The organism is Modestobacter sp. SYSU DS0875, from assembly GCF_054050915.1.
On sequence record NZ_JBJHAH010000037.1, the window covers coordinates 1 to 22,797 of the forward strand.

Below are 22,797 nucleotides of genomic sequence, written 5' to 3' on the forward strand. Positions count from 1 at the left end.
CCCCCCCCCCCCCCCCCCCCCCCCCCCCCCCCCCCCCCCCCCCCCCCCCCCCCCCCCCCCCCCCCCCCCCCCCCCCCCCCCCCCCCCCCCCCCCCCCCCCACGATCAGGTCACCTGATCCCGGGGCAGCAGCCCGGGGCCGTCAGGCGAGGACGAGTTCGGGTTCGCTCTCCGGCTCCGGGCGCACCGGGCGTCCGAAGAGCCACCCCTGACCGAGGTCGGCGCCGACGGCGCGGGCCTGGTCGGCCATCCGCTCGTGCTCGACGCCCTCGGCGACGACGACGCCACCCTGCAGGTGGGCGAGCTCGCACAGCGCGCGGGCGATGGCGTTCGGCCCGGGCTCTCCCAGCCGGCAGACCAGCGCCTTGCTCAGCTTGACCACGTCCGGGCGGACCACGGAGACCAGCTCCAGGCTCGACCAGCCCACCCCGACGTCGTCGAGGGCGACCCGCCAGCCCAGCGAGCGGTGGTGGTCGAGCACGGAGAGCAGGTGCTCCCGGTCGGTGACCGCGTGCGGGGCGACCACCTCGAAGACCATCTGCCGGGGGTCGATGCCGGCCTCGTGCACCGCCCGCTCGGTACCGGCCAGGCAGACCGAGGGCCGGTGGATCGCGGCCGGGTTCGAGTTCACGTAGAGGTCGGCGCCGCCCAGCCAGTGCGCGGCGCCGGCGATCGCGGCCTCCCGGGCCAGGCGGTCCAGCCGGGACAGCCAGCCGGCCCGTTCGGCGAGGAAGAAGAGGTCGCCGCCGCCGACCTCGCGGCCGTCGACCCGGCCGCGCAGCAGCGCCTCGTGCCCGACCATGCCGCCGGAGGTCAGCGACATGATCGGCTGGTAGACCGGCCACAGCTCGGCGTCGGTGAGCAGGGACATCTCCACGGTGATGCCGCGGCGGGCCAGCTCGACGGCGAGCGTCGGCGCGGTGAGCAGCCGGGTGGCCAGCGACACCCCGTCGGCCGGCGGGTCGGTGGTGACCCGGACCGACTCGGTCTCGGCGGCGGTCAGCTCGCGGGCGAGCCGCTCCAGCAGCCGGTCGATCCGCCGTCCGCCCTGGTGGTCGACGACGTCGAGCAGCCCGGGCGCGGTCCCCACGGTGAGCCCCATGGCGTTGGCCACCCGGGCCACGCTGGGCAGCACGTGGTCCAGCGTGCTGGCCAGCAGCAGACGGCGGGCCCGCTGCGGCGTTGCCCACGACGGTCGCACCACGTCACCTCCCCCGTTCACGGCAGCAGGATGACCGACCCGGGGCGTGACACCGAGTAGGCGCGCGCAGACACGAGGTGCGCGACCGAACACTGCGGTCCAGGTCACAGAGCATGGACGATCTTGACGAAGATCATCAGGGCTAGGGTGTGGCGTGTGCCTGACCTGACACCGGCCGACGGCGACCGGCCCGGCCGCGGCGGCCGCCCCCGGGACCCCTCCCGCGACGGGGCGATCCGCGCGGCCATCCTGCAGGTGCTGGCCGAGTCCGGCTACGCCGGGCTGACCATGGACGCGGTGGCGTCGGCCGCCGGCGTCGGCAAGGCGACGATCTACCGCCGGTGGCGGACCAAGTCCGACCTGGTCGCCGACGCCGTCGCCGAGCTGAGCCAGGTGCCGGTCGACGCCCCGGACACCGGCAGCCTCGAGGGCGACCTGCGGGTGCTGCTGCACTGGCTCGTCGATGCGGTGAACGGCCCGATCGGCGCCGCGACGCTGTCGCTGCTGTCCGCCCTGCCCCACGAGCCGGGCCTGCGGGAGGCCTTCCGCAGCGGGCCGATGAACCTGTGGCGGCAGACGTTCACCTCGGTGTGGTCCCGCGCCGAGGCCCGCGGCGAGGTCCCCGCCGACGTGCTCGGTTCGGCACTGTCCTCCACCGCCAGCGCCCCGATCCTGCAGCGCTGGCTGTTCAGCGGGGAGCCCGTCTCCACCGAGTTCGCCGACGAGGTGCTGGCCCAGGTCGTCATCCCGCTCGTCAACTGCCGCGCGCGGGTCTGACGGCCCGACGAGGGCCCGGCCGGCGTCCCCGGCCGGGCCCTCGCTGCGTGCGCCTCAGCTCGCCGGCGCGGTCGAGCGGAACCGGCGCAGCCGCAGGCTGTTGGTGACCACCAGCACCGACGACGCCGCCATCGCCAGCCCGGCCAGCAGCGGGTTCAGGAACCCGAGCGCGGCCAGCGGCACCAGGGCCACGTTGTAGGCGAACGCCCAGAACAGGTTCCCCTTGATCACCGCGAGGGTGCGGCGGGAGAGCCGGATGGCGTCGACCGCGGCGGTGAGGTCGGCGCGCACCAGGGTGAGGTCGCTGGCCTCGATCGCCACGTCGGTGCCCGACCCCATCGCCAGGCCGAGGTCGGCCTGGGCCAGCGCCGGGGCGTCGTTGACGCCGTCGCCGACCATGGCGACCACCCGGCCGCGGGCCTGCAGGTCCCGGACGACGTCGACCTTGCCGGCCGGCAGCACCCCGGAGACGACCTCCCCGCGCTCGGGGTCCAGCCCCACCGCGCGGGCGACGGCCGCGGCCGCACCCGCGTTGTCGCCGGTGACCATCACCGGGGAGAGCCCCAGCGCGCGCAGCTCGGCGATCGCCGCGGCGCTGCTCGGCTTCACGGTGTCGGCGATCACGACGACGCCCTGCACCTGCCCGTCCCAGGCCACCGGGACGGCGGTGCGGCCGGCAGCCGCCGCGGCGTCGACGACGTCCGCCAGCTCGGCCGGCAGCGGGGTGCCGGTGGCGCCGACGACCACCTCGTGGCCCGCCACGGTGCCGGTGACCCCCTGCCCCGGCCGGTTCGCGAAGTCGGTGACCGGCGGGAGCGACCCCTCGGCGGCGGCGACGACGGCGCGGGCGATCGGGTGCTCGGAGCCGGCCTCGACCGCGGCGGCGAGCCTGAGCGTGTCCGGGTGACCGGCCACCTGCACGACGCTCATCGCGGCGGTGGTCACCGTGCCGGTCTTGTCGAGCACGACGGTGTCCACGACCCGGGTGCTCTCCAGCACCTCCGGGCCCTTGATCAGCACCCCGAGCTGGGCGCCCCGGCCGGTGCCCACCAGCAGGGCGGTGGGGGTGGCCAGGCCGAGGGCGCACGGGCAGGCGATCACGAGCACGGCGACGGCGGCGGTGAAGGCGGCCGTGGCGTCGCCGGTGACCAGCAGCCAGGTGGCCAGGGTGGCCAGCGCGATGACGAGCACGACGGGGACGAACACGGCCGAGACCCGGTCGGCCAGCCGCTGCACCGCGGCCTTGCCGCTCTGCGCCTGGGTGACCAGCCGGCCCAGCTGCGCCAGCGTCGTCTCGGCGCCCACCCGGGTGGCCTCGACGACCAGCCGGCCACCGACGTTGACCGTCGCGCCGGTGACCCGGTCGCCCTCGGCGACCTCCACCGGCACGCTCTCCCCGGTCAGCATCGACAGGTCGACCGCGGAGCTGCCGCCGACGACCACGCCGTCGGTGGCGATCTTCTCCCCCGGACGGACGACGAACCGGTCGCCCACCGCGAGCTGGGCGGCCGGCACCCGGACCTCGCGCCCGTCGCGGAGCACCGCGGCGTCCCTGGCACCGAGCTCCAGCAGCGCGTGCAGCGCGGCACCGGAGCGCCGCTTCGCGCGGGCCTCGGCGTACCGGCCGGCCAGCAGGAAGACGGTGACCGCAGCCGCGACCTCGAGGTACAGCTCGTGCGTGCCGCTCCCCTGCTCGGGCAGCAGGGTGAACTCCATGCGCATGCCGGGCATGCCGGCGTCGCCGAGGAACAGCGCCCACAGCGACCAAAGGTACGCGGCACTGATCCCGAGGGAGACCAGGGTGTCCATGGTGCTGGCGCCGTGCCGGGCGTTGACCACCGCGGCGCGGTGGAACGGCCAGGCGCCCCACACCGCGACCGGGCTGGCCAGGGTGAGGGCCAGCCACTGCCAGTTGTCGAACTGCAGCGCCGGGACCATCGACAGCAGCAGCACCGGCAGGGCGAGGGCGGCGCTGACCAGCAGCCGCTGGCGCAGCGCGTCGTCGCGGGCGGGCGCGGCGTCGGCCACCGGGGCGGCCTCCTCGGCCACCGGCGGTGGCGGCAGCGCGGCCGAGTAGCCGGCCGCCGAGACGGTGTCCAGCAGCCGGTCGGTGTCGACCCGGGCGGGGTCGTACCGGACTGTGGCGGCCTCGGTGGCGTAGTTGACGCTGGCCTGCACACCGTCGAGCTTGTTGAGCTTGCGCTCGATGCGGTTCGCGCAGCTCGCGCAGGTCATGCCGGTGATGTCGAGGCGGACCTCGTCCAGCGCGCTCTCGTCGGACGGGGCCGCCTGCGGCCCGGCGGTCACGCCGGCGTGGCGGAGTAGCTCCCCGCCTCGGCCACGGCCGCCTGGACCTGCTCGGCGGTGACGTCGTCGCCGACGACGTGCAGCCGGCCGCTGGCCAGGTCGACGTCGACCTCGCGGACGCCGGCGAGCTCGGAGACCTCCTCGGTGACGGAGGCGACGCAGTGCTGGCAGGTCATGCCGGTCACGGTGAAGTCGAGGGTCTGCACGGGGTTCTCCTTGGAGATCGGGAGGGGCGCTCGGGAGGGGCTGGGTGCGGTTCAGGAACGGACGAGCCGGGCGATGGCCGCGGAGGCCTCGGCGATCTTGGCGTCGGCGGCCGCGCCGTCGTCGGCGCCGCTGTTGGCGACGGCCTCCCGCACGCAGTGCGCCAGGTGGTCGTCGAGCAGGCCGATCGCGACCGCCTGCAGCGCCTTGGTCGCGGCGGAGACCTGGGTGAGGACGTCGATGCAGTACGTGTCGTCCTCGACCATCCGAGCGATGCCGCGGACCTGGCCCTCCACGCGCTTGAGGCGCGCGAGCAGCTGGTCCTTGTTGCCGTCGTAGCCCGTCACGCCGACCAAGATACCCCCCGGGGGTAGGGGTGACAACCGTCGGCCAGCCGAGCGGCAGGCACACCCGCTCGTCGTCGTCCGGGCAGCTGCCCTGTCCCCCACTCGGTGTCCACGTCCCCACGGTCACCAGCTCCGGGTAGGAGTACGCGGTGTTCACCAGGTCGCCCAGCTCGAGCGTGAGATCGGGGAACGGGTCGCCCGGCCCGGCGCTGACGAGGTAGGCGGTAGTGGTGAGCTGCTGCCCCACGCCGGCGGCCAGGGCTACGTGGTCGGTGGCCGGCCGCACGTCGCCGTCCGCGCAGGACTGCACGTCCTGACTGGACTCGGGGAACAGGCCCACCTCCCCCGCCTGCTCCCCGCTGACGCCTGCGGCCAGCGTGGCGACCGAACCGGAGCCGTTGACGAAGGACACGCCGACCGCGACGTGCCGCGTGCCCGCCGGGCCCAGGGCACAGTCGGCCGCCAAGCCGGGCAGCGGGGGCAGCCCGTCGGCCACGGGCAGTGCGCTCACCTCGACGGCGCCCCGGGCAGCTCACGCCCGTCGGCCACGGCGAAGGTCCCGAGCGCCCGGGGAGTCGGGGGCGCCGGGACCGGCGGTGGGCGACTCGGAGGACCAGCCGACCGAGGAGTGCCGCACGCCGTCGACCACGACGTCCCAGCAGATCGCCGTGCCGCTGAACTCGCACCACGAGGAGCCGGTCGCGCGCTCGAGCGCGGCCGCGACGTCGTCGCGGGGTACGCAGTGGACCGGCGGATGGCTGGTCTCGCAGACCCGGACGGCCCGGTCAGTGCGGGCGATCACCCGGCTCCGACCCCTCCCGGAGCCCGCGCCGAGCTCGCGAGGCGTGCGGAGGAGAAGGTCCTCCCGCCGCCGGACTCCCGGCCGGGTCGGGGGTGGGGTGCACGGCCCCGACCCGCGCGCGGGAGGTCAGTCGCGGACGGCGTGGACGATGCGTCGGGTGATCACGAACGCCGCGAGCAGGCCGACGGCGGCGATCAGCGCCTTGCCGGGCGGGCTGGCCAGGAACTCCCGCACCTTCGCCTTCGCCTGGTCGCTCAGGCGCTTCGGGTCGGTGCGGAAGGCCAGTTCGTCGAGGGTGGCGCCCAGCGACTCGCGGGCGGCGTCGATCTCCTGCTGGATCTGCTCGGGGCTGCGCGGCACGCCGACAGCCTGCCAGATGCGTGCGCCGGGGGCCTGGCCAGGCGCCTCCTAGACTCACCCGTACGCGGGAGTGGTGTAACGGCAGCCACGCCAGGTTTAGGTCCTGGTGCCTTCGGGCGTGGGGGTTCGACTCCCCCCTCCCGCACGCAGCTGCGGGCCGCACTTCGCCCCGTGAGCAGCCCCCGCGGGCGAAGGCAACCGACCAGACGCAGGCGATGGAGCCGGACGTGACCACCCGGGTGGACTACGCCGATCTCCGGGCCGGCGCCACGCCATACGGCACGTCGTAACCTCGATCGAAGGGGACGGCCCGTTCGACCTCGCGCAGGACTGGGCGGTGCTGGACATCGAGTTCGTCGAGGACGACCTGTGGACACGTCTCCGCCACGCGCGCCCCACCTGATCCGCGGACGAGGGGACCGCGAGGAGAGGGCTGGGTAGGGCCCGGGCCATGCGCGCAGACCGGACCGCCGACGACCCAGTCGAGACCGAGGGTCTGGCGAAGCGTCTGGACCGCCCGATGGGCGTGCTCGGCCTGGTGTTCGTGCTGATCGTGCTGGGCCAGTCGCTGGCCCGCGAACCCTGGCTGGTGACGACGCTGACCGTCGCGGGCTGGGTGTGCTGGGCGGTGTTCGTCGCCGAGTTCGCCTTCCGCGCGTTCCGGGCGGAGAGCCAGCGGCGGTTCTGGCTGCGCAACTGGTGGCAGCTGCTCTTCCTCGCGCTGCCCTTCCTGCGCTTCGCCCGGGCCCTCACCCTGCTGCGGACGGCCCGGGTCGGCGGGGTGCTGTCCGCGGCCGTCCGCGGCTCCCGCTCGGCCGGTCGGCTGCTCACCGGCCGGATCGGCTGGCTGACCGCGGTCACTGGCGTCGTCGTGCTGGCCAGCAGCCAGCTGCTGTACGTGCTGGGCGCGTACGCCAGCTACGGCCCCGCGTTGCACGACGCCGCACTGGCCACCGTGACCGGTCAGGTGCTGAACACCGAGCACGGGTTCGCCCGCTTCCTCGAGGTGGCGTTGGCGGTGTACTCCGTCGCCGTGTTCGCCACCCTCGCCGGTGCGCTGGGCGCCTACTTCCTGGAGCGGCGCCACCCCGGCGACGACCAGCCGACCGGCTGAACGGCCGGGCGCACCCGGTCCCGGTGCAGATGTCCCTTCCGCAGGGGGAAAACGATGTGCCCGGGCAACCCGCCGGCTCCCGACGCTGTGCGCTGCGACGGTGACCTGGGTCACTGCGCGTGGTGGTCGCCGCCCGCGACGCCACTCACCGGCCACGTGGTCAGCGACGACCACACAGACGGGAGCACCTCCATGAGACGACGGATGACCTCGGCCATCGCGCTGGCGACCGCGCTGGCCCTCTCCGGGTGCGGGGGCGGGAACTCCGCCTCCGGCGCCACCGACGCCGGTGCCGACGAACCGCAGAGCGGAGGCGCGCTGACCGTGCTGCAGGACGCCGGCTTCTCCGGGTCCTGGCCCACCGGCCTGGACCCGGCCACCAACGTGACCGGCGGCGCCAACCTCGACATGAACCAGGCCGTCTTCGGGGGCCTCTTCCTGCTGGAGGCCGACGACGACGGCTCCAACGCGCGCGTCGAGCCCAACCAGGCCGAGAGCCTGGAGCTCTCCGACGACGGCATGACCATGACCGTCAAGCTGCGCGAGGGCATCGAGTTCAGCGACGGCACCCCGCTGGACGCCGAGGCCGTGGTCTGGAACTGGCAGCGCGACCTGCAGTCCACGTGCGCCTGCAAGCCCACCTGGCCGCTGGCCGGCAACCCCGACGACATCACCGCCACCGATCCGCTGACCGTGGTGGTGAAGTTCAACGAGCCGTTCGGCGCGGTCGAGGCCAACTTCCCGGTCAGCAACGTGAACTGGATCGCCTCGCCGACCGCGGTGCAGGAGCAGGGCGAGGAGGACTTCGCCATCAACCCGGTCGGCGCCGGGCCGTTCACCGTCGTCTCCAACCAGCTCAACTCCACGCTCGAGCTGGCGAAGAACCCGAACTACTTCAAGCAGGGCCTGCCCCACCTGGACGAGCTCACCTTCCAGACCATCGGCGGTGACCAGCCCGCCTACCAGGCGCTGCAGGCCGGCCAGGCGCAGGCCTACATCGGGCTGAGCACCACCCCGCTGCTGGACCAGGCGCAGCAGAACGGCCAGCTGCAGGTGACGGTCCAGCCGGCCACCTCCCCCTACGTCGTCCAGCTGAACACCCGCACGGCCCCGTTCGACGACGAGCGGGCCCGGCAGGCCATCTACGCCGCCACTGACTGGGACGCCATCGCCACGGGGCTCTTCGGGGGCAAGTACGAGGTCAGCCAGTCCTTCACCGCGCCGGGCGGCAAGTTCCACGAGCCGGAGGTCGACGGCTACCAGGGCTACGACCCGGAGCTGGCCGAGCAGCTGGTGCAGGAGGTGGGCGGCATCGACATCACCCTGGGCACCACCGGCGTCTACGTGGCCGAGCAGGTCATGACCGCGCTGCAGACCCAGTGGCAGGAGGTCGGCATCACGGTGGACACCGAGAGCCTGCCGCTGTCCGGGGTGATCGACCGGTTCACCTCCGGCAACTGGACCGCGATGCTGCAGACGGCCGGGGCCTGGGACCCGGCGGCCGGCGTGGGCGTCAGCCTCCGCTTCGACTCCGAGTCGGCGTTCAGCGGGGTCACGGACCCGCAGCTGGACGAGCTGCTGGCCCAGGCGAGCAGCGCGACCGACGAGGACGAGCGGGGCGACCTGTACCGGCAGGCGGCCGAGCTGCTCGCGGAGAACCACTACGCGCCCTTCGGGCTGGCGTTCGCGCCGGCGAACGTCGCCGTCCAGGGCGTGCAGGGGCCCGGGCTCACCACCGAGATCCCCGCGCTCGCCGTCAACACCAACCCGATCTGGGACCGGGTCTGGACGACGCTCGGCTGATCGCCACCCGGCCCGGCCCGGCCCGGTCCGACGGGCCGGGCCGGGCCGGAGGGTGCTGCTCAGTCCAGGTGCACGCGCATCGTGAGCAGCAGCGAGGGCACCGTGGGGTCGTCGACGTCCACGACGCCCAGCAGGTCCACCGCGGCGTCGGTGACCCCGCGCAGCGCGAGCCCCTCCACCTTGACCACCTCGCCGTCGACCTCGGGCACCGCGGCGACGTCCTGGACGGCGTGGTCGGCGACGAGCGCGAGCGCCGCGCCCACCACCGGGCCGTCGTCGACGGCGTTCGGGGTGTCCTCCGCCGCGGCGCTGAGCAGCGTCCGGCCGTCGGGCAGCGCGACGGCGTCGGTGACGGCGAGGCCCACGCCGCGCGCCTGGCCCAGGTCGTAGGAGCGGGGGTGCGCGACCGGCACGCTCGCCGCGGGGGCCCGCCCGAGGACGGCGTCGACCAGCGCGGCCAGCGGCACGTCGACGCTGGCGGGGAACACCCCGGCGATCAGGTTGCCCCGGTTGAACCAGCGCACCGTGTCGCCGTGCCGGCTCGCGCCCTCCAGGTTGAGCTGCCCGTCGGGGAGCTCCAGCCGCTCGGCCACCCGCGTGTACAGCTCGGGCAGCTCCGCGGCCGCCACGACCGGCTGCCCGTCGACCAGGCGCACCAGGACGCCGCGCATCCGGCGCGGGGTGGAGCCGGACCCGAGGAGCAGCACGGCCGGCTCGCCGTCGACCTCCGCGGGGCAGGCGACCTCGAGGTCGGGCTTGAGGTGCTTGGTCCCCGCCGCCTCGCTGAAGTGGTCCAGCCCGTCGACCGCCGGCAGCAGCCGGACCGGGGAGACCCGCTGCGCCACGAGCCAGGCGGCGACCGTGGCGTCGTCCGGCGCCACCAGCCAGCCCTCCCCCAGCGGCGCGATCGCCGAGGCAGCGGTCACCGGCGCCCCGTCGTCGAAGTGCAGTTCCCGGACGTCGTCCACCGTGATCCGCATCCTCCCCAGGTGCCCGGGCGGGTGCCCGGGCACGCATCCGTCGGCCGCCCGGCCGGGTCAGGGGCCGGGCGGCCGAGGGGAGGTCAGCGGGTGGTGCCGCCGCGCTGGGTGGCGGTGAAGGTGAGCGCGAGCTCGCTGGTCTGGGCCTTGAAGGCGTCGCCGGCGGTCGACGGCAGCGCGAGGGTGACGGCCAGGTGGTCGGTGGCGCCGGCGGTCAGGCTGGCCGGGGCGGCCAGGTCGGCGGTGCGGACGACGGGGCCCGCGGCCAGCAGCGTGCGCACGGTGCCCTCGCAGGAGAGGTCGCTGGCCCAGGCCACCGAGCAGGAGCGCACGGACATCTGCAGCCCGTTCGTGGCGTCGCTGTCCAGCAGGCTGGAGGCGGTCGCGACGGTCGACAGGCCCACCGAGGCGAGCGCCGAGTCCCCGTCGTTGACCAGGTTCACCGGGCGGGTGACCGACGAGCCGGGCGCCACGCCGTCGAAGCTGAACGGCACGGTCGCCGAGCCGTCGCCGGCGGTCAGGTTGATCGAGACGACGCCGGACTCGACGGCGACCTCGGCGGGGTCGGTGCTGTCGGTGAACCCACCGAAGGTGCCCAGGCCCGCCACGAGCGCGGCGGTGCCGACGACCCCGACGGAGCCGAGGACCTTGGCGGCGGTCGTCCGGCGGGCGTTGCTGGCGGTGGTGCGGGTCGCGTTCACGGTGCTCCTCGGGTCGGTGCGAGTCGGGGGCTCTCCCGCCGACAGCGCCGACTCTGGGCGGCCAACCGCACGCCCGTCCGCAGGCAACCGCAAGAAAGCCGCAAGACCGCCACCGGGCCCGCGACGTCCCCCGGCCGGGTGAGGCCCCGCCCGGACGGCGACAGTCCGGGGCACCGGAGGCCGACGACCCCCAGGTGACAGTCTCCGCACCGGGCGACGCGGTGCCCGCGCCCCGACGCCGCCGTGGCCGGCACGCCGCGCCCGAACGGCTGGGCGACGTCCTGCTGGAACAGGGGGCGCTGACCGAGGAGCAGCTGACCGAGGCCCTCGAGCACCAGCAGCGCGTCGGCGCCCCGCTGGGCGCGATCGTGCTGGCCCGCGGCTGGGTCACCCGCCGCCAGCTGTACGTCGCCCTGGCCGAGGTGTGGGACGCGGACCTGGCCTTCGTCGACCCGGTCGACGTCGACGAGGAGCTGGCCCGGCTGTTCCCCGCGGCGATGCTGGCCCGCGAGGTCTGGCTGCCGCTGTGCGTCGAGCGGGACGACGAGGGCGAGCTGCAGGTGGTCGTGGCCACCGCCGGCCGCCCGTCGGCGCACATCGCCGAGCAGGTCGTGCAGCGCACCGGCATCCATCGCGTGCGCCAGGTGGTCACCACCGACTGGGACGTCCAGCGGGCCCTGCGCACGGTCTGGCGCGAGGAGCTGGTGCACGACGCGGTCACGTCGCTGGCCGAGCGGCGCCCCGACGAGTCGGCGTCCACGGTGTTCGTGCGCAAGCAGGTGGTCGGCGCCGTCCTGGCGGTCGCCGCCCTCGTCGCCGGCGCCGTGCTCGACCTGCCCACCACCCTGGTCGTCCTGGTCGCGACGGTGAACGTCGCCGTCGCCCTCGCCGTCGGGGCCAAGGCCGTGATCAGCACCGTCGGCACCGCCTGGGAGACGGTCGAGCAGGTCACCGACGAGGAGGTGGCCGCGCTCGACGAGCACGACCTGCCCGTCTACACGATCCTCGTCCCGGTCTACAAGGAGGCCGGCATCGTCGGCCTGCTGATGCGCAACCTCGCCGACCTGGACTACCCGCGGGAGAAGCTGGAGATCCTGCTCCTGTTGGAGGAGGACGACCCGGAGACGCTCACCGCCGCGCTCGCCGCCGCCCCGCCGGACCTCGTCCGGATCGTCGTCGTGCCGCACTCGCTGCCCAAGACGAAACCGCGGGCGTGCAACGTCGGGCTGACCTTCGCCCGCGGCGAGTACGTGGTCATCTACGACGCCGAGGACCGGCCCGACCCCGACCAGCTGAAGAAGTCGATCGTCGCCTTCCGCAAGGGCGGGGACGACCTGGTCTGCGTGCAGGCGGCGCTGAACTACTTCAACGCCCGGGAGAACCTGCTCACCCGGATGTTCACCCTGGAGTACTCCTCCTGGTTCGACTACACGCTGGCCGGCCTGGACAAGCTCCGGCTGCCGATCCCGCTGGGCGGCACCAGCAACCACTTCCGCACCGACCTGCTGCGCGAGCTCGGCGGCTGGGACCCCTACAACGTCACCGAGGACGCCGACCTCGGCATCCGCGCCTCCGCCCGCGGCCACCGCGTCGCCGTCGTCAACTCGACGACGTACGAGGAGGCCAACATGGCCGTCGGCAACTGGGTCCGGCAGCGCAGCCGCTGGATCAAGGGCTACATGCAGACCGTGCTGGTGCACACCCGGCACCCGTGGCGGCTGCTGCGCAGCGTCGGCCCCCGCCAGACGGCCGGGTTCGCGCTGCTCATCGCGGGCACCCCGCTGATGTTCCTGGCCACGCCCTGGCTGTACCTGCTCATGGTCGTCGAGCTGGTCCGGCCCGGCGCCCTGGTGCCCACGCTGCCCGACTGGCTGGTGCAGGTCAGCTTCGCGAACCTGCTGCTGGGCAACGGCGTGATCATCTACCTGTCGCTGCTGGCCGGGTTCAAGCGGCGCACCTACGGCCTGGTGCCGTTCGCGCTGCTGTCCCCGCTGTACTGGCTGCTGCACTCGGTCGCCTCGTACAAGGCGCTCTGGCAGCTGCTGGTCAACCCGTTCTACTGGGAGAAGACCAACCACGGGCTGTCCAGCCACGTGCAGGCCGACGACGCGCCGGCCCCCGACGGTCCCCGGCCGGAGGTGCCGGCATGACCGTCGCCGATCCGCTGGGCCGCACCCGGGCCGACGCGCCGCCGGCCGAGGCGGCGAGCTTCGCCGAGGCCCGGGCTCGGCTGGTCACCACCGCCGACCTCCCCCGCCTGCCCATGCGCCGGGTGCTGGTCACCTGCGCCGTCGTGCTCGCGGTGCAGAGCGCCGCCCTGCTGGCGACCGACCGCAGCTGGGACGAGCTCCTGCTCCCCGGCTACGTCATCCTCATGGCCGCCTTCGGCCTGGTGTTCGTCCTCGCGGCGGTGACCGTCGCCGGCTTCGCCGCGGGAGCGGCCGCGGCCGGCCTGGTGGTGCTCGACCAGGCCAGCCTGCTGCCGCTGCTCGGCGGCGCCGCCGCGCTGGCGCTGGCGTGCGGCTTCGCACCCGGCTGGGTCCGGGTGGAGGCCTGGCAGGCCACCCGCTCGCGGTCGCTGACCGCCGAGGAGGAGGCGGCCCTCGCCCAGCGGGCCATGTCCGGCGACCGCAGCCGGTTGTGGACCCGCGGCATCCGCCTGCGGACCTACTGGCGGGCCGACCGGGTGCTCGCCGCGTTCCTGGTGCTCGCCTTCCACCCGTCGCTGGCGGCCTTCTCGCTGTGGTTCATCGGCTGGAGCAGCGCCCGCTGACCTGCGGTCACCGGTGGCCGAGCACCTCGGCGAGCACCGGCACCAGCGCGGCGAACGCCTGCCCGCGGTGGCTGCGGGCGTCCTTCTCCGCCGGCGTCAGCTCCGCGGAGGTCAGCTCCAGCCCCTCCGGGACGAAGACCGGGTCGTAGCCGAACCCGTTCGTGCCGCGCTCCTCGCGGATCACGGCGCCCCGCCACTCGGCGCGCAGCACGTGCTCGGCGCCCTCGGGGGTGACCAGCGCGGCGGCGCAGACGAACGCCGCACCGCGCCGCTCGTCGGGCACGTCGGCGAGCTGGCCGAGCAGCAGCGCGGTGTTGGCGTCGTCGTCGCCGTGCCGCCCCGACCAGCGGGCGGACAGGATGCCGGGCATCCCGTTGAGCGCGTCGACGGCCAGGCCGGAGTCATCGGCCACCGCGGGCAGGCCGGTGTACCGCACCGCCTCGCGCGCCTTGAGCAGCGCGTTCTCCTCGAAGGTGGCTCCGGTCTCGGGCGCCTCGGGGTACTCGGCGACGTCGCGCAGGCCGAGCACCTCCACCCCGGGGACGGCGGTGGCCAGCAGCCGCTGCAGCTCGGCGAGCTTGCCGGCGTTGCGGGTGGCGAGCAGCAGCTGCGTCATGCCGACAACGCCACCTGCTGCGCCAGGGTCAGCTCGGCGCAGCCGGCGACGGCGAGGTCGAGCAGCGCGTCCAGCGTCGGCCGGTCGAAGACGGCCCCCTCGGCGGTGCCCTGCACCTCGACGAAGCCGCCGTCGCCGGTGCACACGACGTTCATGTCGGTGCCGGCCCGCACGTCCTCCTCGTAGGCGAGGTCCAGGCGGGGCTCGCCGTCGATGACGCCGACGCTGACCGCGGCCACCGAGTTCGGCAACGGGGTGCTGCTGGCCAGCTTGCCGCGCTCGCCCAGCCAGGAGACGGCGTCGGCGAGGGCCACGTAGGCGCCGGTGATGGCCGCGGTGCGGGTGCCACCGTCGGCCTGCAGGACGTCGCAGTCCAGCGCGATGCTGTTCTCCCCCAGCGCGGCCAGGTCGATGCTGGCCCGCAGCGAGCGGCCGATCAGCCGGCTGATCTCGTGCGTCCGGCCACCGATCCTGCCCTTCACCGACTCGCGGTCGCTGCGGGTGTGGGTGGCGCGCGGCAGCATCGAGTACTCGGCGGTCACCCAGCCGAGGCCGGAGCCGCGGCGCCAGCGGGGCACGCCCTCGGTGACGCTGGCTGCGCAGAGCACGCGGGTGCGGCCGAACTCCACGAGCACCGAGCCCTCGGCGTGGTCGAGCCAGTTGCGGGTGATGGTCACCGGGCGGAGCTGGTCGGCGCTGCGGCCGTCGGGGCGGGTCACGTGTCAGCAGCGTAGTTGGCCGCCGTCCGGCAGCATGGCGGCATGCGTTCCGAGCTGCGAGCCGTCCGGACCGGGGGCGTGGCCTCCGTCGTCGACCTGACCGACGAGTGCGCGGAGTTCGTCCGGTCCGAGGGTGACGGGCTGCTGCAGGTGTTCGTGCCGCACGCGACCGCCGGCATCGCGATCATCGAGACCGGCGCGGGCAGCGACGACGACCTGCTGGCCCAGCTGGACGAGCTGCTCCCCCGCGACGACCGGTGGCGCCACAAGCACGGAGCTGCCGGGCACGGCCGGGACCACGTGCTGCCCGCGTTCGTCCCGCCGCACGCCACCGTGCCGGTGCTCGAGGGCCGCCTCGCGCTGGGCACCTGGCAGCGGATCTGCTTCGTCGACACGAACGTCGACAACCCGTCGCGGCACGTGCGGTTCAGTTTCCTGGCCGGCTGAGCACCCCTGCCGAGCAGCTCCGCTCCCGCCCGGTGGTGGCCCGCTTGGGGACCGTCGCCCGGGTGCGGCACGATGCGCAGCATGACCGAGACCGGCCCCGTCACCGACGTCGCCCCCGTCCGCCTCGCGCCCGGTGACCCGGCGCCGGAGTTCACCCTCCCCGACGCCGACGGCACCCCGGTGTCGCTGGCGTCCTACCGCGGCCGTCGGGTCATCGTGTACTGCTATCCGGCGGCGCTGACCCCCGGCTGCACCACCCAGGCCGTCGACTTCACCGCCGCCGCCGGCGACCTGGCCGAGGCGGGGCTGGAGATCATCGGCATCTCCCCCGACGCCCCGGAGAAGCTGCACCGCTTCCGTGAGCAGGAGTCGCTGTCGATCACCCTGCTGTCCGATCCGGAGAAGCAGGTCCTCACCGCCTACGGCGCCTACGGCCCGAAGAAGCTGTACGGCAAGGAGGTCGTCGGGGTGATCCGCTCGACCTTCGTCGTCGACGCCGACGGGCGGATCGAGAACGCCGCGTACAACGTGAAGGCGACCGGGCACGTGGCCAAGCTGCGCCGCGACCTCGGCATCGCGTAAGGACTCCGTCCCCCTCACCCCTCGCAGGCTCGGGGCGAGCCGCTGGACGGGGCCGCCCGGCAGGGGCCGGGGGCCTGGCAGGGCCTGGCAGGGCCTGGTAGGGCCTGGCAGCGACCGGTCCGATGCGGCAGGGTTCCGCGCATGAGCGATCAGATCGGCGTCACCGGGCTGGCTGTCATGGGCGCGAACCTGGCCCGCAACCTGGCCCGGCACGGCCACCAGGTGGTGCTGCACAACCGCAGCAGAGGGCGCACCGACGCCCTCGTCGAGCAGCACGGCAGCGAGGGCGACTTCGTGCCCACCGGCTCGATGGCCGAGTTCGTCGGAGCCCTGCAGCGCCCGCGCAAGGTGATCATCATGGTGCAGGCCGGTGCGGCCACCGACGCCGTGATCGACGAGATCGCCCCCCTGCTGGAGGCGGGCGACGTGCTGATGGACGGCGGCAACGCCCGGTTCACCGACACCATCCGCCGCACCGAGGCGCTCAGCGCCCAGGGCATCCACTTCGTCGGCACCGGGATCAGCGGCGGCGAGGAGGGCGCGCTCAACGGGCCGAGCATCATGCCCGGCGGCTCGCCCGAGGCCTACCGGCTCGTCGGCCCGCTGCTGGAGTCGATCGCCGCCGTCGTCGACGGTGAGCCGTGCTGCACCCACGTCGGCGAGAGCGGCGCCGGCCACTTCGTGAAGATGGTGCACAACGGCATCGAGTACGCCGACATGCAGCTGATCGCCGAGGCCTACGACCTGCTGCGCCAGGGGCTCCAGCTCTCGCCCGCCGAGATCGGTGACGTCTTCGCCTCGTGGAACGAGGGTGACCTGGACAGCTACCTGATCGAGATCACCGCCGAGGTGCTGCGGCACACCGATGCCCGGACGGGGAAGCCGTTCGTCGACGTCGTGCTGGACGAGGCCGAGCAGAAGGGCACCGGGCGCTGGACCGTGCAGTCGGCGCTCGACCTGGGGGTTCCGGTGAGCGGCATCGCCGAGGCGGTGTTCGCCCGGGCGCTCTCCGGCCACCGCGAGCAGCGGCAGGCCGCCCAGCGGGTGCTCCCCGGTCCGGGCCGGGAGTGGGACGAGCAGGTCGCCGACCGGGACGCGTTCATCGAGTCGGTGCGGCAGGCGCTCTACGCGTCGAAGGTGGTCGCCTACGCGCAGGGGTTCGACCAGATCACCGCCGGCGCCGACCAGCACGGCTGGGACATCGACCGCGCCGCGCTGGCCAGGATCTGGCGGGGCGGCTGCATCATCCGCGCGAAGTTCCTCGACCGGATCGCGCAGGTGTACACCGACGAGCCCGACGTCACGACCCTGCTGACCAACGACTACTTCCGCGGTGCGGTCAGCGAGGGCCAGGAGGCGTGGCGGCAGGTCGTCGCCGGCGCCGCCCGGCACGGGGTGCCGGTGCCCGGGTTCGCCAGCGCGCTGGCCTACTACGACGGGCTGCGGGCCGAGCGGCTCCCGGCGGCGCTGATCCAGGGTCTGCGCGACCTGTTCGGCGCGCACACCTACCGGCGGGTGGACGCCGAGGGCTCGTTCCACACGATGTGGGGCGAGGACGGCCGCGAGGTGAGCACCTCCTGAGTGCGCGGTCGTCGGGGTGTCCAGCGTGCGGGCTGCCCCGACGACCGGGCACTGCCGCCCACCGCAGGTCACGCTCTGACCGACGTCGCCGTGGTCCGCCACCGTGCTGGGGCGCGGGCACCGGGGTCACGCCCGCCAGGTGCCGGGCCGGGGCTGGCAGTCCGGGCCGCACGGGTACGCCGGGTCCCAGGGGAAGGTGCCGTCGGGGTGCTGCCAGGTGAGCTGGAAGGCGGGCACGGACGCCTCGTCGGGGCGCCGGTAGTGGCGGTTGGCGACGAAGAGCACCTCCCCGGGGTTGGGCACCTCCTCGACGACCAGACCGTCGGGCCGGTCGGGGAACGTGAGCAGCTCCCCGGGCACCAGGTCGCGCCCGTCGGCGACGAGGCCGGCCACCCGCTGCAGCATCGCGTGCGTGTTGTCGTGGCCGAGTCCGACCACCACCAGCTCCGGGTGGCCGAGCCCGAACAACCCGACCGTGTAGCCGAAGGGCACCGAATCGGAGTCCTCGTCGGGGAAGACGTACTGCACGACCCAGCGATGGCTGCGGATCAACTGGGCGAGATGGGTGTCCTCCTGGTCGAGCCAGGCCGTCATCCGTGGATCGGTCACACCGATGACCTTGGCGGGCCGCCCGGCGCGACCGGCGTGCCCGCCCGGATCTGTGGACCGCGCCCGATCTGGGGACGACGGTCGGCGCCCACGGCTGCCGGCGCGCTACGGGTCGAGCGGTCAGCTTCCGGTCCCGGCAGTCTTCGCGCGGGCCCGGCGCTTCCCCTCGTGCATCGCAGCGACCCGGGCCACCGGGATGGTGTGGCCCTCGGCCACCAGGTCCGCCGGCAGCTCCTGTGGCCCCGGCAGCGCGGCCGCCCACGGGTCGCCGTCCCCGATCCGCTGCCGAGCGGTGCGCACGGTGACCTCCCCGGGCCGTACGTCGTCCAGGTCGTCCCAGGCGACCGGCGTCGACACCGGCAGGCCCGGCCGCGCCCGCGGGCTGTAGGCGACCGCGACCGTGCCCCGCCCGGAGCGGGTCGAGTCGACGAACACCCGCCCACCGCGTTCGGCGACGACGTAGGCGGTGGTCGCCACCGCCGGGTCGAGCCGCTCGGTGCGCGCCGCGAGCGCCCGGGTGGCCGCGGCGACGTCCTCCGGCGGGGAGCCCTGCACCGGGACGACGACGTGCAGCCCGGTGGAGCCGCTGGTCTTCACCGCACCCGCCAGCCCGGCGTCGGCCAGCGCACGCCGGGCCAGCCGCGCCACGGTGACCACGGCGGCCAAGTCGGCGCCGTCCGGCGGGTCCAGGTCGAGCACCAGCCCGGTGGGCTCCTCCTCCCCCACCCGGCCGAAGGGCACGTGCAGCTCCACCGCCCGCTGGTTGGCCAGCCACAGCAGCGTGCGCCGGTCCTCGCACAGCACCTGGTGCACCTCGCGGCGGGCACGGTCGGACCAGGTCGGCACGGTGCGCACCCAGTCCGGCGCGCCCTTGGGGACGTCGCGCTGGATGAAGGGAGCTGCACCGGGCCGCACTCGCTTGATGGTCAGGGGCCGGCCGCTCAGCAGCGGGACGAGCCGGTCGGCGAAGGCGTCGTAGTGGTCGACCAGATCGCGCTTGGTCACCTCGAGCCCGTCGCCCAGCGGGGAGTCCAGGCTGCTCAGCCGGACGCCGTCCCGGTCCTCCTCGGCCATCCCGTCACCGTGCCGCGTGGCGGGACACGGAGCAACTCACGGCTACCGGACGCGGCCCCTGCAAGGGGGTCCTATATGTCGTGGACGGCGGCGTGCCGGGCGAGCTCGCTGTTCGGGAAGACCGACCGGGCGGCGGCCAGCTGCGCGTCGGCGTCGACCCAGGCGGGCACGTGGGTGACCAGCAGCCGCCCCACCCCGGCCGCGGCCGCGTGCTCGCCGGCCTGCCGGCCGGTGAGGTGCAGCCCGGGGGGCAGGTCGGGGCCCTCGGCGTAGGCGGCCTCGGCCAGCAGCACGTCGGCGCCGCGGGCCAGCTCCACCACCGCCTCGGACGGGCCGGTGTCGCCGGTGTAGACCAGCGAGCGGCCACCCGCGGTCAGCCGCACCGCATAGCACTCCACCGGGTGGGCGGTGCGCGCCGTCGTCACCTCGAACGGCCCGATCGTCCAGCTGCCCGGGCCGACGGGCGTGACGTCGAAGACGTCGTCGATGGGACCGCCGTCGGCGTCGTAGGCCGCGGCCAGCCGCCGGTCGGCGCCGACCGGCGCGTACAGCGGTACGGCCCGGCCGTCGGACTGCCCGGAGTAGCGGTGCCAGACGATGAACGGCGCGGCGTCCAGGCAGTGGTCGGCGTGCAGGTGCGACAGGTAGACGGCGTCGACCTCCGTCGGGTCGCGGAGCGCCAGCAGGGAGCCGAACGACCCGTTGCCCAGGTCGAGCAGCAGCACGAACTCGTCGTGCTCGACCAGGTAGCAGGAGGCCGGTGAGGCCGGGCCGGGTGCGCTCCCGGCGCAGCCGATGACGGTGAGCCTCACGCGGCCTCCCCGGCCCGGACCACGGTCTCCACCTCGGGACCGAGGAAACGCCGCCCGAGCCGGGCGAAGGGCTCCGGGTCGCCGGTGGCCAGGAACCGGTGCTCCGGCGGCGGCCCCTCGGGGTCGCGCAGCAGGTCGGTGCGGGTGAGCACCCGGTACACGTCCTTGGCGGTCTCCTCGGCACTGGACACCAGCGTGACCTCCTCGCCGAGCACCAGCGACAGCACGCCGGTGAGCAGTGGGTAGTGGGTGCAGCCGAGCACCACGGTGTCGACCCCGGCGGCCAGCAGCGGGTCGAGGTAGGACTGCGCGAGGCCGACCAGCTGCCGGCCGCTGGTGACGCCGCGCTCCACGAAGTCGACGAAGCTGGGGCAGGCGGCGCTGGTGACGGTGAGCTGCGGGGCGGCGGCGAACGCGTCCTCGTAGGCGCCGCTGGTGATGGTCGCCTGGGTGCCGATGACGCCGATCCGACCGTTGCGGGTGGCGGCGGTGGCGCGGCGGACGGCCGGCAGCACGACCTCCACGACCGGGACGTCGTAACGCTCCCGGGCGTCGCGCAGACAGGCGGCGCTGGCGGAGTTGCAGGCGACGACGAGCATCTTCACGCCGGCCTCGACCAGGTCGTCCATCACCGCGAGGGAGTGCCGGCGCACGTCGGCGATCGGCAGGGGGCCGTAGGGCCCGTGCGCGGTGTCGCCGACGTAGCGGATGGCCTCGTGCGGGAGCTGGTCGAGCACCGCCCGCGCGACGGTGAGCCCACCCACCCCCGAGTCGAAGATGCCGATCGGGGCGTCGGCGGGGGCAGCGGTCCTCATGGCGCAGTCAGGCTAGCCGCCGGCACCGACGGGCCGGTCAGGGCCGCCGCAGCAGCGCGTCGCCGGGCAGCCGCAGCCCGTCGCCGGTCCAGCGGGCTCCGGTCAGGTCCCGGACGACGGCGGTCGCCGCGGTCTGCAGCGCCGGCTCGCCGATGCCGAGGACGGTGCACCCGGCGGCGAGGCCGGCGGCCACGCCGCTGGGGCTGTCCTCCAGCACGATCAGCTCGGCGGGGTCGATGCCCAGCCGCGCCGCCCCGGTGAGGTAGGGCTCGGGGTCGGGCTTGCCCGCGGCGACGTCCTCCGCGGTGACGAGCACGTCGGGCAGGGCGACCCCGGCGCCACGCAGCCGGGCGGTGGCGAGTTCGTGGACGCCGGAGGTGACCACCGCCCAGGCGACGCCGGTCAGCTGCGGCACCAGGTCCAGCACCCCGGGTACCGCCGCGGTGCTCCCCGCGCCCTCCAGCTCGAGGCGGGTGACGGTGGCCACCGCCGCGGCGACCTGGTCGGCCGGCACGAACAGTGCCACGGTGTCCGCAGCGCGACGGCCGGGGACGGCGGCCATGACCTCGTCCGGGTCGAGCCCCAGGTCCTCCGCCCAGCGCCGCCACGAGGTGACGACGCTGACCTCGGAGTCGACGAGCACGCCGTCGTTGTCGAAGAGCAGCCCGCGCGCGGGCAGGGTCAGGGCGTCCCGCGGATCCGCCATCAGGCCCAGAGCTGCCCGTCCAGCGCGGCGGTGGCCTCCTCGAGGGTGCCGGCGTAGGCGCCGGTGGAGAGGTACTTCCAGCCGCCGTCGCAGACGACGAAGACGATGTCGGCCCGGCGGCCGGCCGCGACCTCCTTGTCGGCGACACCGAGCGCGGCGTGCAGGATCGCGCCGGTGGAGATGCCGGCGAAGATCCCCTCCTTCTCGACCAGCTGGCGGGTGCGGTGCACCGCGTCGTCCGGGCCGACGGAGAAGCGGCCGTCGAGCAGCTCGGGGTCGTAGAGCTCGGGGATGAACCCCTCGTCGATGTTGCGCAGCCCGTAGACGAGCTCCCCGTAGCGCGGCTCGGCGGCGATCACCTGGACACCGGGCTTCTGCTCCCGCAGGAAGCGGGAGACGCCCATCAGGGTGCCGGTGGTGCCCAGGCCGGCGACGAAGTGCGTGATCGAGGGCAGGTCGGCGAGGATCTCCGGGCCGGTGCCGGTGTAGTGCGCCTCGGCGTTGGCCGGGTTGCCGTACTGGTAGAGCATCACCCAGTCGTCGTGCTCGGCGGCCAGGCCCTTGGCGACGGCGACGGCCTGGTTGCTGCCGCCGGCGGCCGGCGAGCTGATGATCTGCGCGCCGTACATCTCCAGCAGCTGGCGCCGCTCGATCGAGGTGTTCTCCGGCATGACGCAGATCAGCTTGTACCCACGCTGCCGGGCCACCATCGCCAGGGAGATCCCGGTGTTGCCGCTGGTGGGCTCCAGGATGGTCGCCCCCGGCCGCAGCTTCCCCTCCTTCTCCGCCGCCTCGATCATCGAGATGGCGGCCCGGTCCTTGATCGACCCGGTGGGGTTGTGGTCCTCGAGCTTCGCCCACAGCCGGACGTCGGCGGTGGGCGACAGCCGCGGCAGCCCGACCAGCGGGGTGTTGCCGAGGCTCTCGACGAGGGAGGAGAAGCGGGCCATGGGGACTCTTCCGGGAGACGGGGTGGGGAGCTGGGCGATGGCGCCGCTCAGCAGCCGCCGGCGACCGCCGGGAGGATCGTCACCGAGTCGCCGTCCTTGACGGCGGTGTCCAGCGCACCGGTGAAGCGCACGTCCTCGTCGTTGACGTAGACGTTGACGAAGCGGTGCAGCTTGCCCTCCTCGGTCACCAGGCGGCCCTTGAGGCCGGGGTGCTGCGAGTCGAGGTCGTCGACGAGCGCACCGAGGGTGTCGCCGGACCCCTCGACGGTCTTGTTGCCGCCGGTGTGGGTGCGCAGGATGGTCGGGATCCGGACCTCGATGGCCATGGCAGGGGAACTCCTTCTCGCGGGTTGACACAGGGGGCGCGCAGGGCGCGCAAGGACGACTGCTGGGGGAACGCCGCTGTGCGGCCAGCGATTCCGCCGGCCGCGTCGGCCCCATCCCGGGTCCCGCCCTGAGCTTGCGAAGGGTGGGGAGGACGGGGTCCTTCCTCTACTCGTAGACGACGACGGTCGGCG

At 74.5% G+C, this 22,797-nt stretch carries 25 protein-coding genes and 1 tRNA gene; 9 read left to right on the forward strand and 17 right to left on the reverse strand.

Annotated features, from left to right (window positions below; translation table 11 throughout):
• Positions 1-141: 141 nt before the first annotated feature.
• Positions 142-1,203: an EAL domain-containing protein gene (locus ACI79Y_RS17450; RefSeq protein WP_457159709.1), complete on the reverse strand. Its 1,062-nt coding sequence runs from the start codon at positions 1,201-1,203 to the stop codon at positions 142-144.
• A 153-nt stretch (positions 1,204-1,356) separates the two neighbouring features.
• On the opposite strand from ACI79Y_RS17450, the gene ACI79Y_RS17455 reads away from it, so the two are divergent.
• Positions 1,357-1,977 (forward strand): TetR/AcrR family transcriptional regulator, encoded by a 621-nt coding sequence (locus ACI79Y_RS17455; RefSeq protein ID WP_457159710.1) that lies wholly within the window; start codon positions 1,357-1,359, stop codon positions 1,975-1,977.
• A gap of 54 nt (positions 1,978-2,031) precedes the next feature.
• On the opposite strand, the gene ACI79Y_RS17460 is transcribed toward ACI79Y_RS17455, so the two are convergent.
• The 5 genes from ACI79Y_RS17460 to ACI79Y_RS17480 form a co-directional block, all read right to left on the reverse strand.
• On the reverse strand, positions 2,032-4,284 hold the full coding sequence (locus ACI79Y_RS17460; RefSeq protein WP_457159711.1) for a heavy metal translocating P-type ATPase: 2,253 nt from the start codon (positions 4,282-4,284) through the stop codon (positions 2,032-2,034).
• Positions 4,281-4,490 (reverse strand): heavy-metal-associated domain-containing protein, encoded by a 210-nt coding sequence (locus ACI79Y_RS17465; protein ID WP_457159712.1) that lies wholly within the window; start codon positions 4,488-4,490, stop codon positions 4,281-4,283. Before ACI79Y_RS17465 ends, ACI79Y_RS17460 begins: the two co-directional genes overlap by 4 nt.
• A 51-nt stretch (positions 4,491-4,541) precedes the next feature.
• On the reverse strand, positions 4,542-4,835 hold the full coding sequence (locus tag ACI79Y_RS17470; protein ID WP_457159713.1) for a metal-sensitive transcriptional regulator: 294 nt from the start codon (positions 4,833-4,835) through the stop codon (positions 4,542-4,544).
• 532 nt (positions 4,836-5,367) lie between these two features.
• On the reverse strand, positions 5,368-5,637 hold the full coding sequence (locus tag ACI79Y_RS17475; protein WP_457159714.1) for a DUF427 domain-containing protein: 270 nt from the start codon (positions 5,635-5,637) through the stop codon (positions 5,368-5,370).
• A gap of 126 nt (positions 5,638-5,763) precedes the next feature.
• A complete protein-coding gene (locus tag ACI79Y_RS17480) occupies positions 5,764-5,997 on the reverse strand; it encodes a DUF3618 domain-containing protein (protein ID WP_457159715.1) in 234 nt (77 codons plus the stop codon).
• 64 nt (positions 5,998-6,061) lie between these two features.
• Here ACI79Y_RS17480 and ACI79Y_RS17485 point away from each other — a divergent pair.
• The 3 genes from ACI79Y_RS17485 (at position 6,062) to ACI79Y_RS17495 (ending at position 8,914) form a co-directional block, all read left to right on the forward strand.
• Positions 6,062-6,142: transfer RNA gene (locus tag ACI79Y_RS17485), tRNA-Leu, on the forward strand.
• A gap of 306 nt (positions 6,143-6,448) precedes the next feature.
• Positions 6,449-7,111, forward strand: coding sequence for a hypothetical protein (locus ACI79Y_RS17490; protein ID WP_457159716.1), 663 nt, complete (start codon positions 6,449-6,451; stop codon positions 7,109-7,111).
• Positions 7,112-7,315: 204 nt separating this feature from the next.
• Positions 7,316-8,914 (forward strand): ABC transporter substrate-binding protein, encoded by a 1,599-nt coding sequence (locus tag ACI79Y_RS17495; protein ID WP_457159717.1) that lies wholly within the window; start codon positions 7,316-7,318, stop codon positions 8,912-8,914.
• A gap of 59 nt (positions 8,915-8,973) precedes the next feature.
• On the opposite strand, the gene ACI79Y_RS17500 is transcribed toward ACI79Y_RS17495, so the two are convergent.
• On the reverse strand, positions 8,974-9,882 hold the full coding sequence (locus ACI79Y_RS17500) for a DUF6910 family protein (RefSeq protein WP_457159718.1): 909 nt from the start codon (positions 9,880-9,882) through the stop codon (positions 8,974-8,976).
• 95 nt (positions 9,883-9,977) lie between these two features.
• Positions 9,978-10,595: a TasA family protein gene (locus tag ACI79Y_RS17505; protein WP_457159719.1), complete on the reverse strand. Its 618-nt coding sequence runs from the start codon at positions 10,593-10,595 to the stop codon at positions 9,978-9,980.
• A 194-nt stretch (positions 10,596-10,789) separates the two neighbouring features.
• Here ACI79Y_RS17505 and ACI79Y_RS17510 point away from each other — a divergent pair, with 194 nt between their 5' ends.
• Together ACI79Y_RS17510 and ACI79Y_RS17515 are read left to right on the forward strand one after the other, a co-directional pair.
• Positions 10,790-12,745, forward strand: coding sequence for a glycosyltransferase (locus ACI79Y_RS17510; protein ID WP_457159720.1), 1,956 nt, complete (start codon positions 10,790-10,792; stop codon positions 12,743-12,745).
• A complete protein-coding gene (locus ACI79Y_RS17515) occupies positions 12,742-13,368 on the forward strand; it encodes a hypothetical protein (RefSeq protein ID WP_457159721.1) in 627 nt (208 codons plus the stop codon). The genes ACI79Y_RS17510 and ACI79Y_RS17515 overlap by 4 nt, the downstream gene beginning before the upstream one ends.
• A gap of 7 nt (positions 13,369-13,375) precedes the next feature.
• Here the strand turns inward: ACI79Y_RS17515 and rdgB are convergent, their stop codons facing one another.
• A complete protein-coding gene (gene rdgB, locus ACI79Y_RS17520) occupies positions 13,376-13,984 on the reverse strand; it encodes an RdgB/HAM1 family non-canonical purine NTP pyrophosphatase (RefSeq protein WP_457159722.1) in 609 nt (202 codons plus the stop codon).
• Positions 13,981-14,703 (reverse strand): ribonuclease PH, encoded by a 723-nt coding sequence (rph, locus tag ACI79Y_RS17525; protein ID WP_457068374.1) that lies wholly within the window; start codon positions 14,701-14,703, stop codon positions 13,981-13,983. Before rph ends, rdgB begins: the two co-directional genes overlap by 4 nt.
• A 42-nt stretch (positions 14,704-14,745) precedes the next feature.
• Between rph and ACI79Y_RS17530 the strand changes: the two genes are divergently transcribed.
• The 3 genes from ACI79Y_RS17530 (at position 14,746) to gndA (ending at position 17,313) form a co-directional block, all read left to right on the forward strand.
• Complete coding sequence (locus ACI79Y_RS17530) at positions 14,746-15,150, forward strand: secondary thiamine-phosphate synthase enzyme YjbQ (protein ID WP_457073944.1); 405 nt, start codon at positions 14,746-14,748, stop codon at positions 15,148-15,150.
• A gap of 81 nt (positions 15,151-15,231) precedes the next feature.
• A complete protein-coding gene (gene bcp, locus ACI79Y_RS17535; protein ID WP_457159723.1) occupies positions 15,232-15,732 on the forward strand; it encodes a thioredoxin-dependent thiol peroxidase in 501 nt (166 codons plus the stop codon).
• A 141-nt stretch (positions 15,733-15,873) separates the two neighbouring features.
• Positions 15,874-17,313 (forward strand): NADP-dependent phosphogluconate dehydrogenase, encoded by a 1,440-nt coding sequence (gene gndA / locus ACI79Y_RS17540; RefSeq protein WP_457159724.1) that lies wholly within the window; start codon positions 15,874-15,876, stop codon positions 17,311-17,313.
• Between the two features lie 126 nt (positions 17,314-17,439).
• Here the strand turns inward: gndA and ACI79Y_RS17545 are convergent, their stop codons facing one another.
• From ACI79Y_RS17545 to ACI79Y_RS17575, 7 genes are all read right to left on the reverse strand, one after another.
• The gene (locus tag ACI79Y_RS17545) at positions 17,440-17,922 is read right to left on the reverse strand and encodes a DUF4262 domain-containing protein (RefSeq protein WP_457159725.1); all 483 of its coding nucleotides are present in this window, start codon (positions 17,920-17,922) and stop codon (positions 17,440-17,442) included.
• A gap of 120 nt (positions 17,923-18,042) precedes the next feature.
• A complete protein-coding gene (locus ACI79Y_RS17550; RefSeq protein WP_457159726.1) occupies positions 18,043-18,996 on the reverse strand; it encodes a DNA polymerase domain-containing protein in 954 nt (317 codons plus the stop codon).
• A 71-nt stretch (positions 18,997-19,067) separates the two neighbouring features.
• Positions 19,068-19,808 (reverse strand): MBL fold metallo-hydrolase, encoded by a 741-nt coding sequence (locus ACI79Y_RS17555; protein ID WP_457159727.1) that lies wholly within the window; start codon positions 19,806-19,808, stop codon positions 19,068-19,070.
• The gene (gene murI / locus ACI79Y_RS17560) at positions 19,805-20,623 is read right to left on the reverse strand and encodes a glutamate racemase (protein ID WP_457159728.1); all 819 of its coding nucleotides are present in this window, start codon (positions 20,621-20,623) and stop codon (positions 19,805-19,807) included. Before murI ends, ACI79Y_RS17555 begins: the two co-directional genes overlap by 4 nt.
• Before the next feature lie 37 nt (positions 20,624-20,660).
• Positions 20,661-21,329: an HAD-IA family hydrolase gene (locus ACI79Y_RS17565; protein WP_457159729.1), complete on the reverse strand. Its 669-nt coding sequence runs from the start codon at positions 21,327-21,329 to the stop codon at positions 20,661-20,663.
• Positions 21,329-22,279 (reverse strand): PLP-dependent cysteine synthase family protein, encoded by a 951-nt coding sequence (locus tag ACI79Y_RS17570; protein WP_457082147.1) that lies wholly within the window; start codon positions 22,277-22,279, stop codon positions 21,329-21,331. The genes ACI79Y_RS17565 and ACI79Y_RS17570 overlap by 1 nt, the downstream gene beginning before the upstream one ends.
• A 47-nt stretch (positions 22,280-22,326) precedes the next feature.
• On the reverse strand, positions 22,327-22,605 hold the full coding sequence (locus ACI79Y_RS17575; RefSeq protein WP_153360789.1) for a ubiquitin-like small modifier protein 1: 279 nt from the start codon (positions 22,603-22,605) through the stop codon (positions 22,327-22,329).
• Positions 22,606-22,797 lie beyond the last annotated feature (192 nt).

What these genes read in the sequence shown, in the direction of transcription:
- ACI79Y_RS17490 (WP_457159716.1), top strand. Translation starts at nt 6,449, where the DNA reads ATGCGCGCAGACCGGACCGCCGACGACCCAGTCGAGACCGAGGGTCTG.
- ACI79Y_RS17495 (WP_457159717.1), top strand. Translation starts at nt 7,316, where the DNA reads ATGACCTCGGCCATCGCGCTGGCGACCGCGCTGGCCCTCTCCGGGTGC.
- ACI79Y_RS17515 (WP_457159721.1), top strand. Translation starts at nt 12,742, where the DNA reads ATGACCGTCGCCGATCCGCTGGGCCGCACCCGGGCCGACGCGCCGCCG.
- rdgB (WP_457159722.1), bottom strand. Translation starts at nt 13,984, where the DNA reads ATGACGCAGCTGCTGCTCGCCACCCGCAACGCCGGCAAGCTCGCCGAG.
- ACI79Y_RS17530 (WP_457073944.1), top strand. Translation starts at nt 14,746, where the DNA reads ATGCGTTCCGAGCTGCGAGCCGTCCGGACCGGGGGCGTGGCCTCCGTC.
- bcp (WP_457159723.1), top strand. Translation starts at nt 15,232, where the DNA reads ATGACCGAGACCGGCCCCGTCACCGACGTCGCCCCCGTCCGCCTCGCG.
- gndA (WP_457159724.1), top strand. Translation starts at nt 15,874, where the DNA reads ATGAGCGATCAGATCGGCGTCACCGGGCTGGCTGTCATGGGCGCGAAC.
- ACI79Y_RS17550 (WP_457159726.1), bottom strand. Translation starts at nt 18,996, where the DNA reads ATGGCCGAGGAGGACCGGGACGGCGTCCGGCTGAGCAGCCTGGACTCC.
- murI (WP_457159728.1), bottom strand. Translation starts at nt 20,623, where the DNA reads ATGAGGACCGCTGCCCCCGCCGACGCCCCGATCGGCATCTTCGACTCG.
- ACI79Y_RS17565 (WP_457159729.1), bottom strand. Translation starts at nt 21,329, where the DNA reads ATGGCGGATCCGCGGGACGCCCTGACCCTGCCCGCGCGCGGGCTGCTC.
- ACI79Y_RS17570 (WP_457082147.1), bottom strand. Translation starts at nt 22,279, where the DNA reads ATGGCCCGCTTCTCCTCCCTCGTCGAGAGCCTCGGCAACACCCCGCTG.
- ACI79Y_RS17575 (WP_153360789.1), bottom strand. Translation starts at nt 22,605, where the DNA reads ATGGCCATCGAGGTCCGGATCCCGACCATCCTGCGCACCCACACCGGC.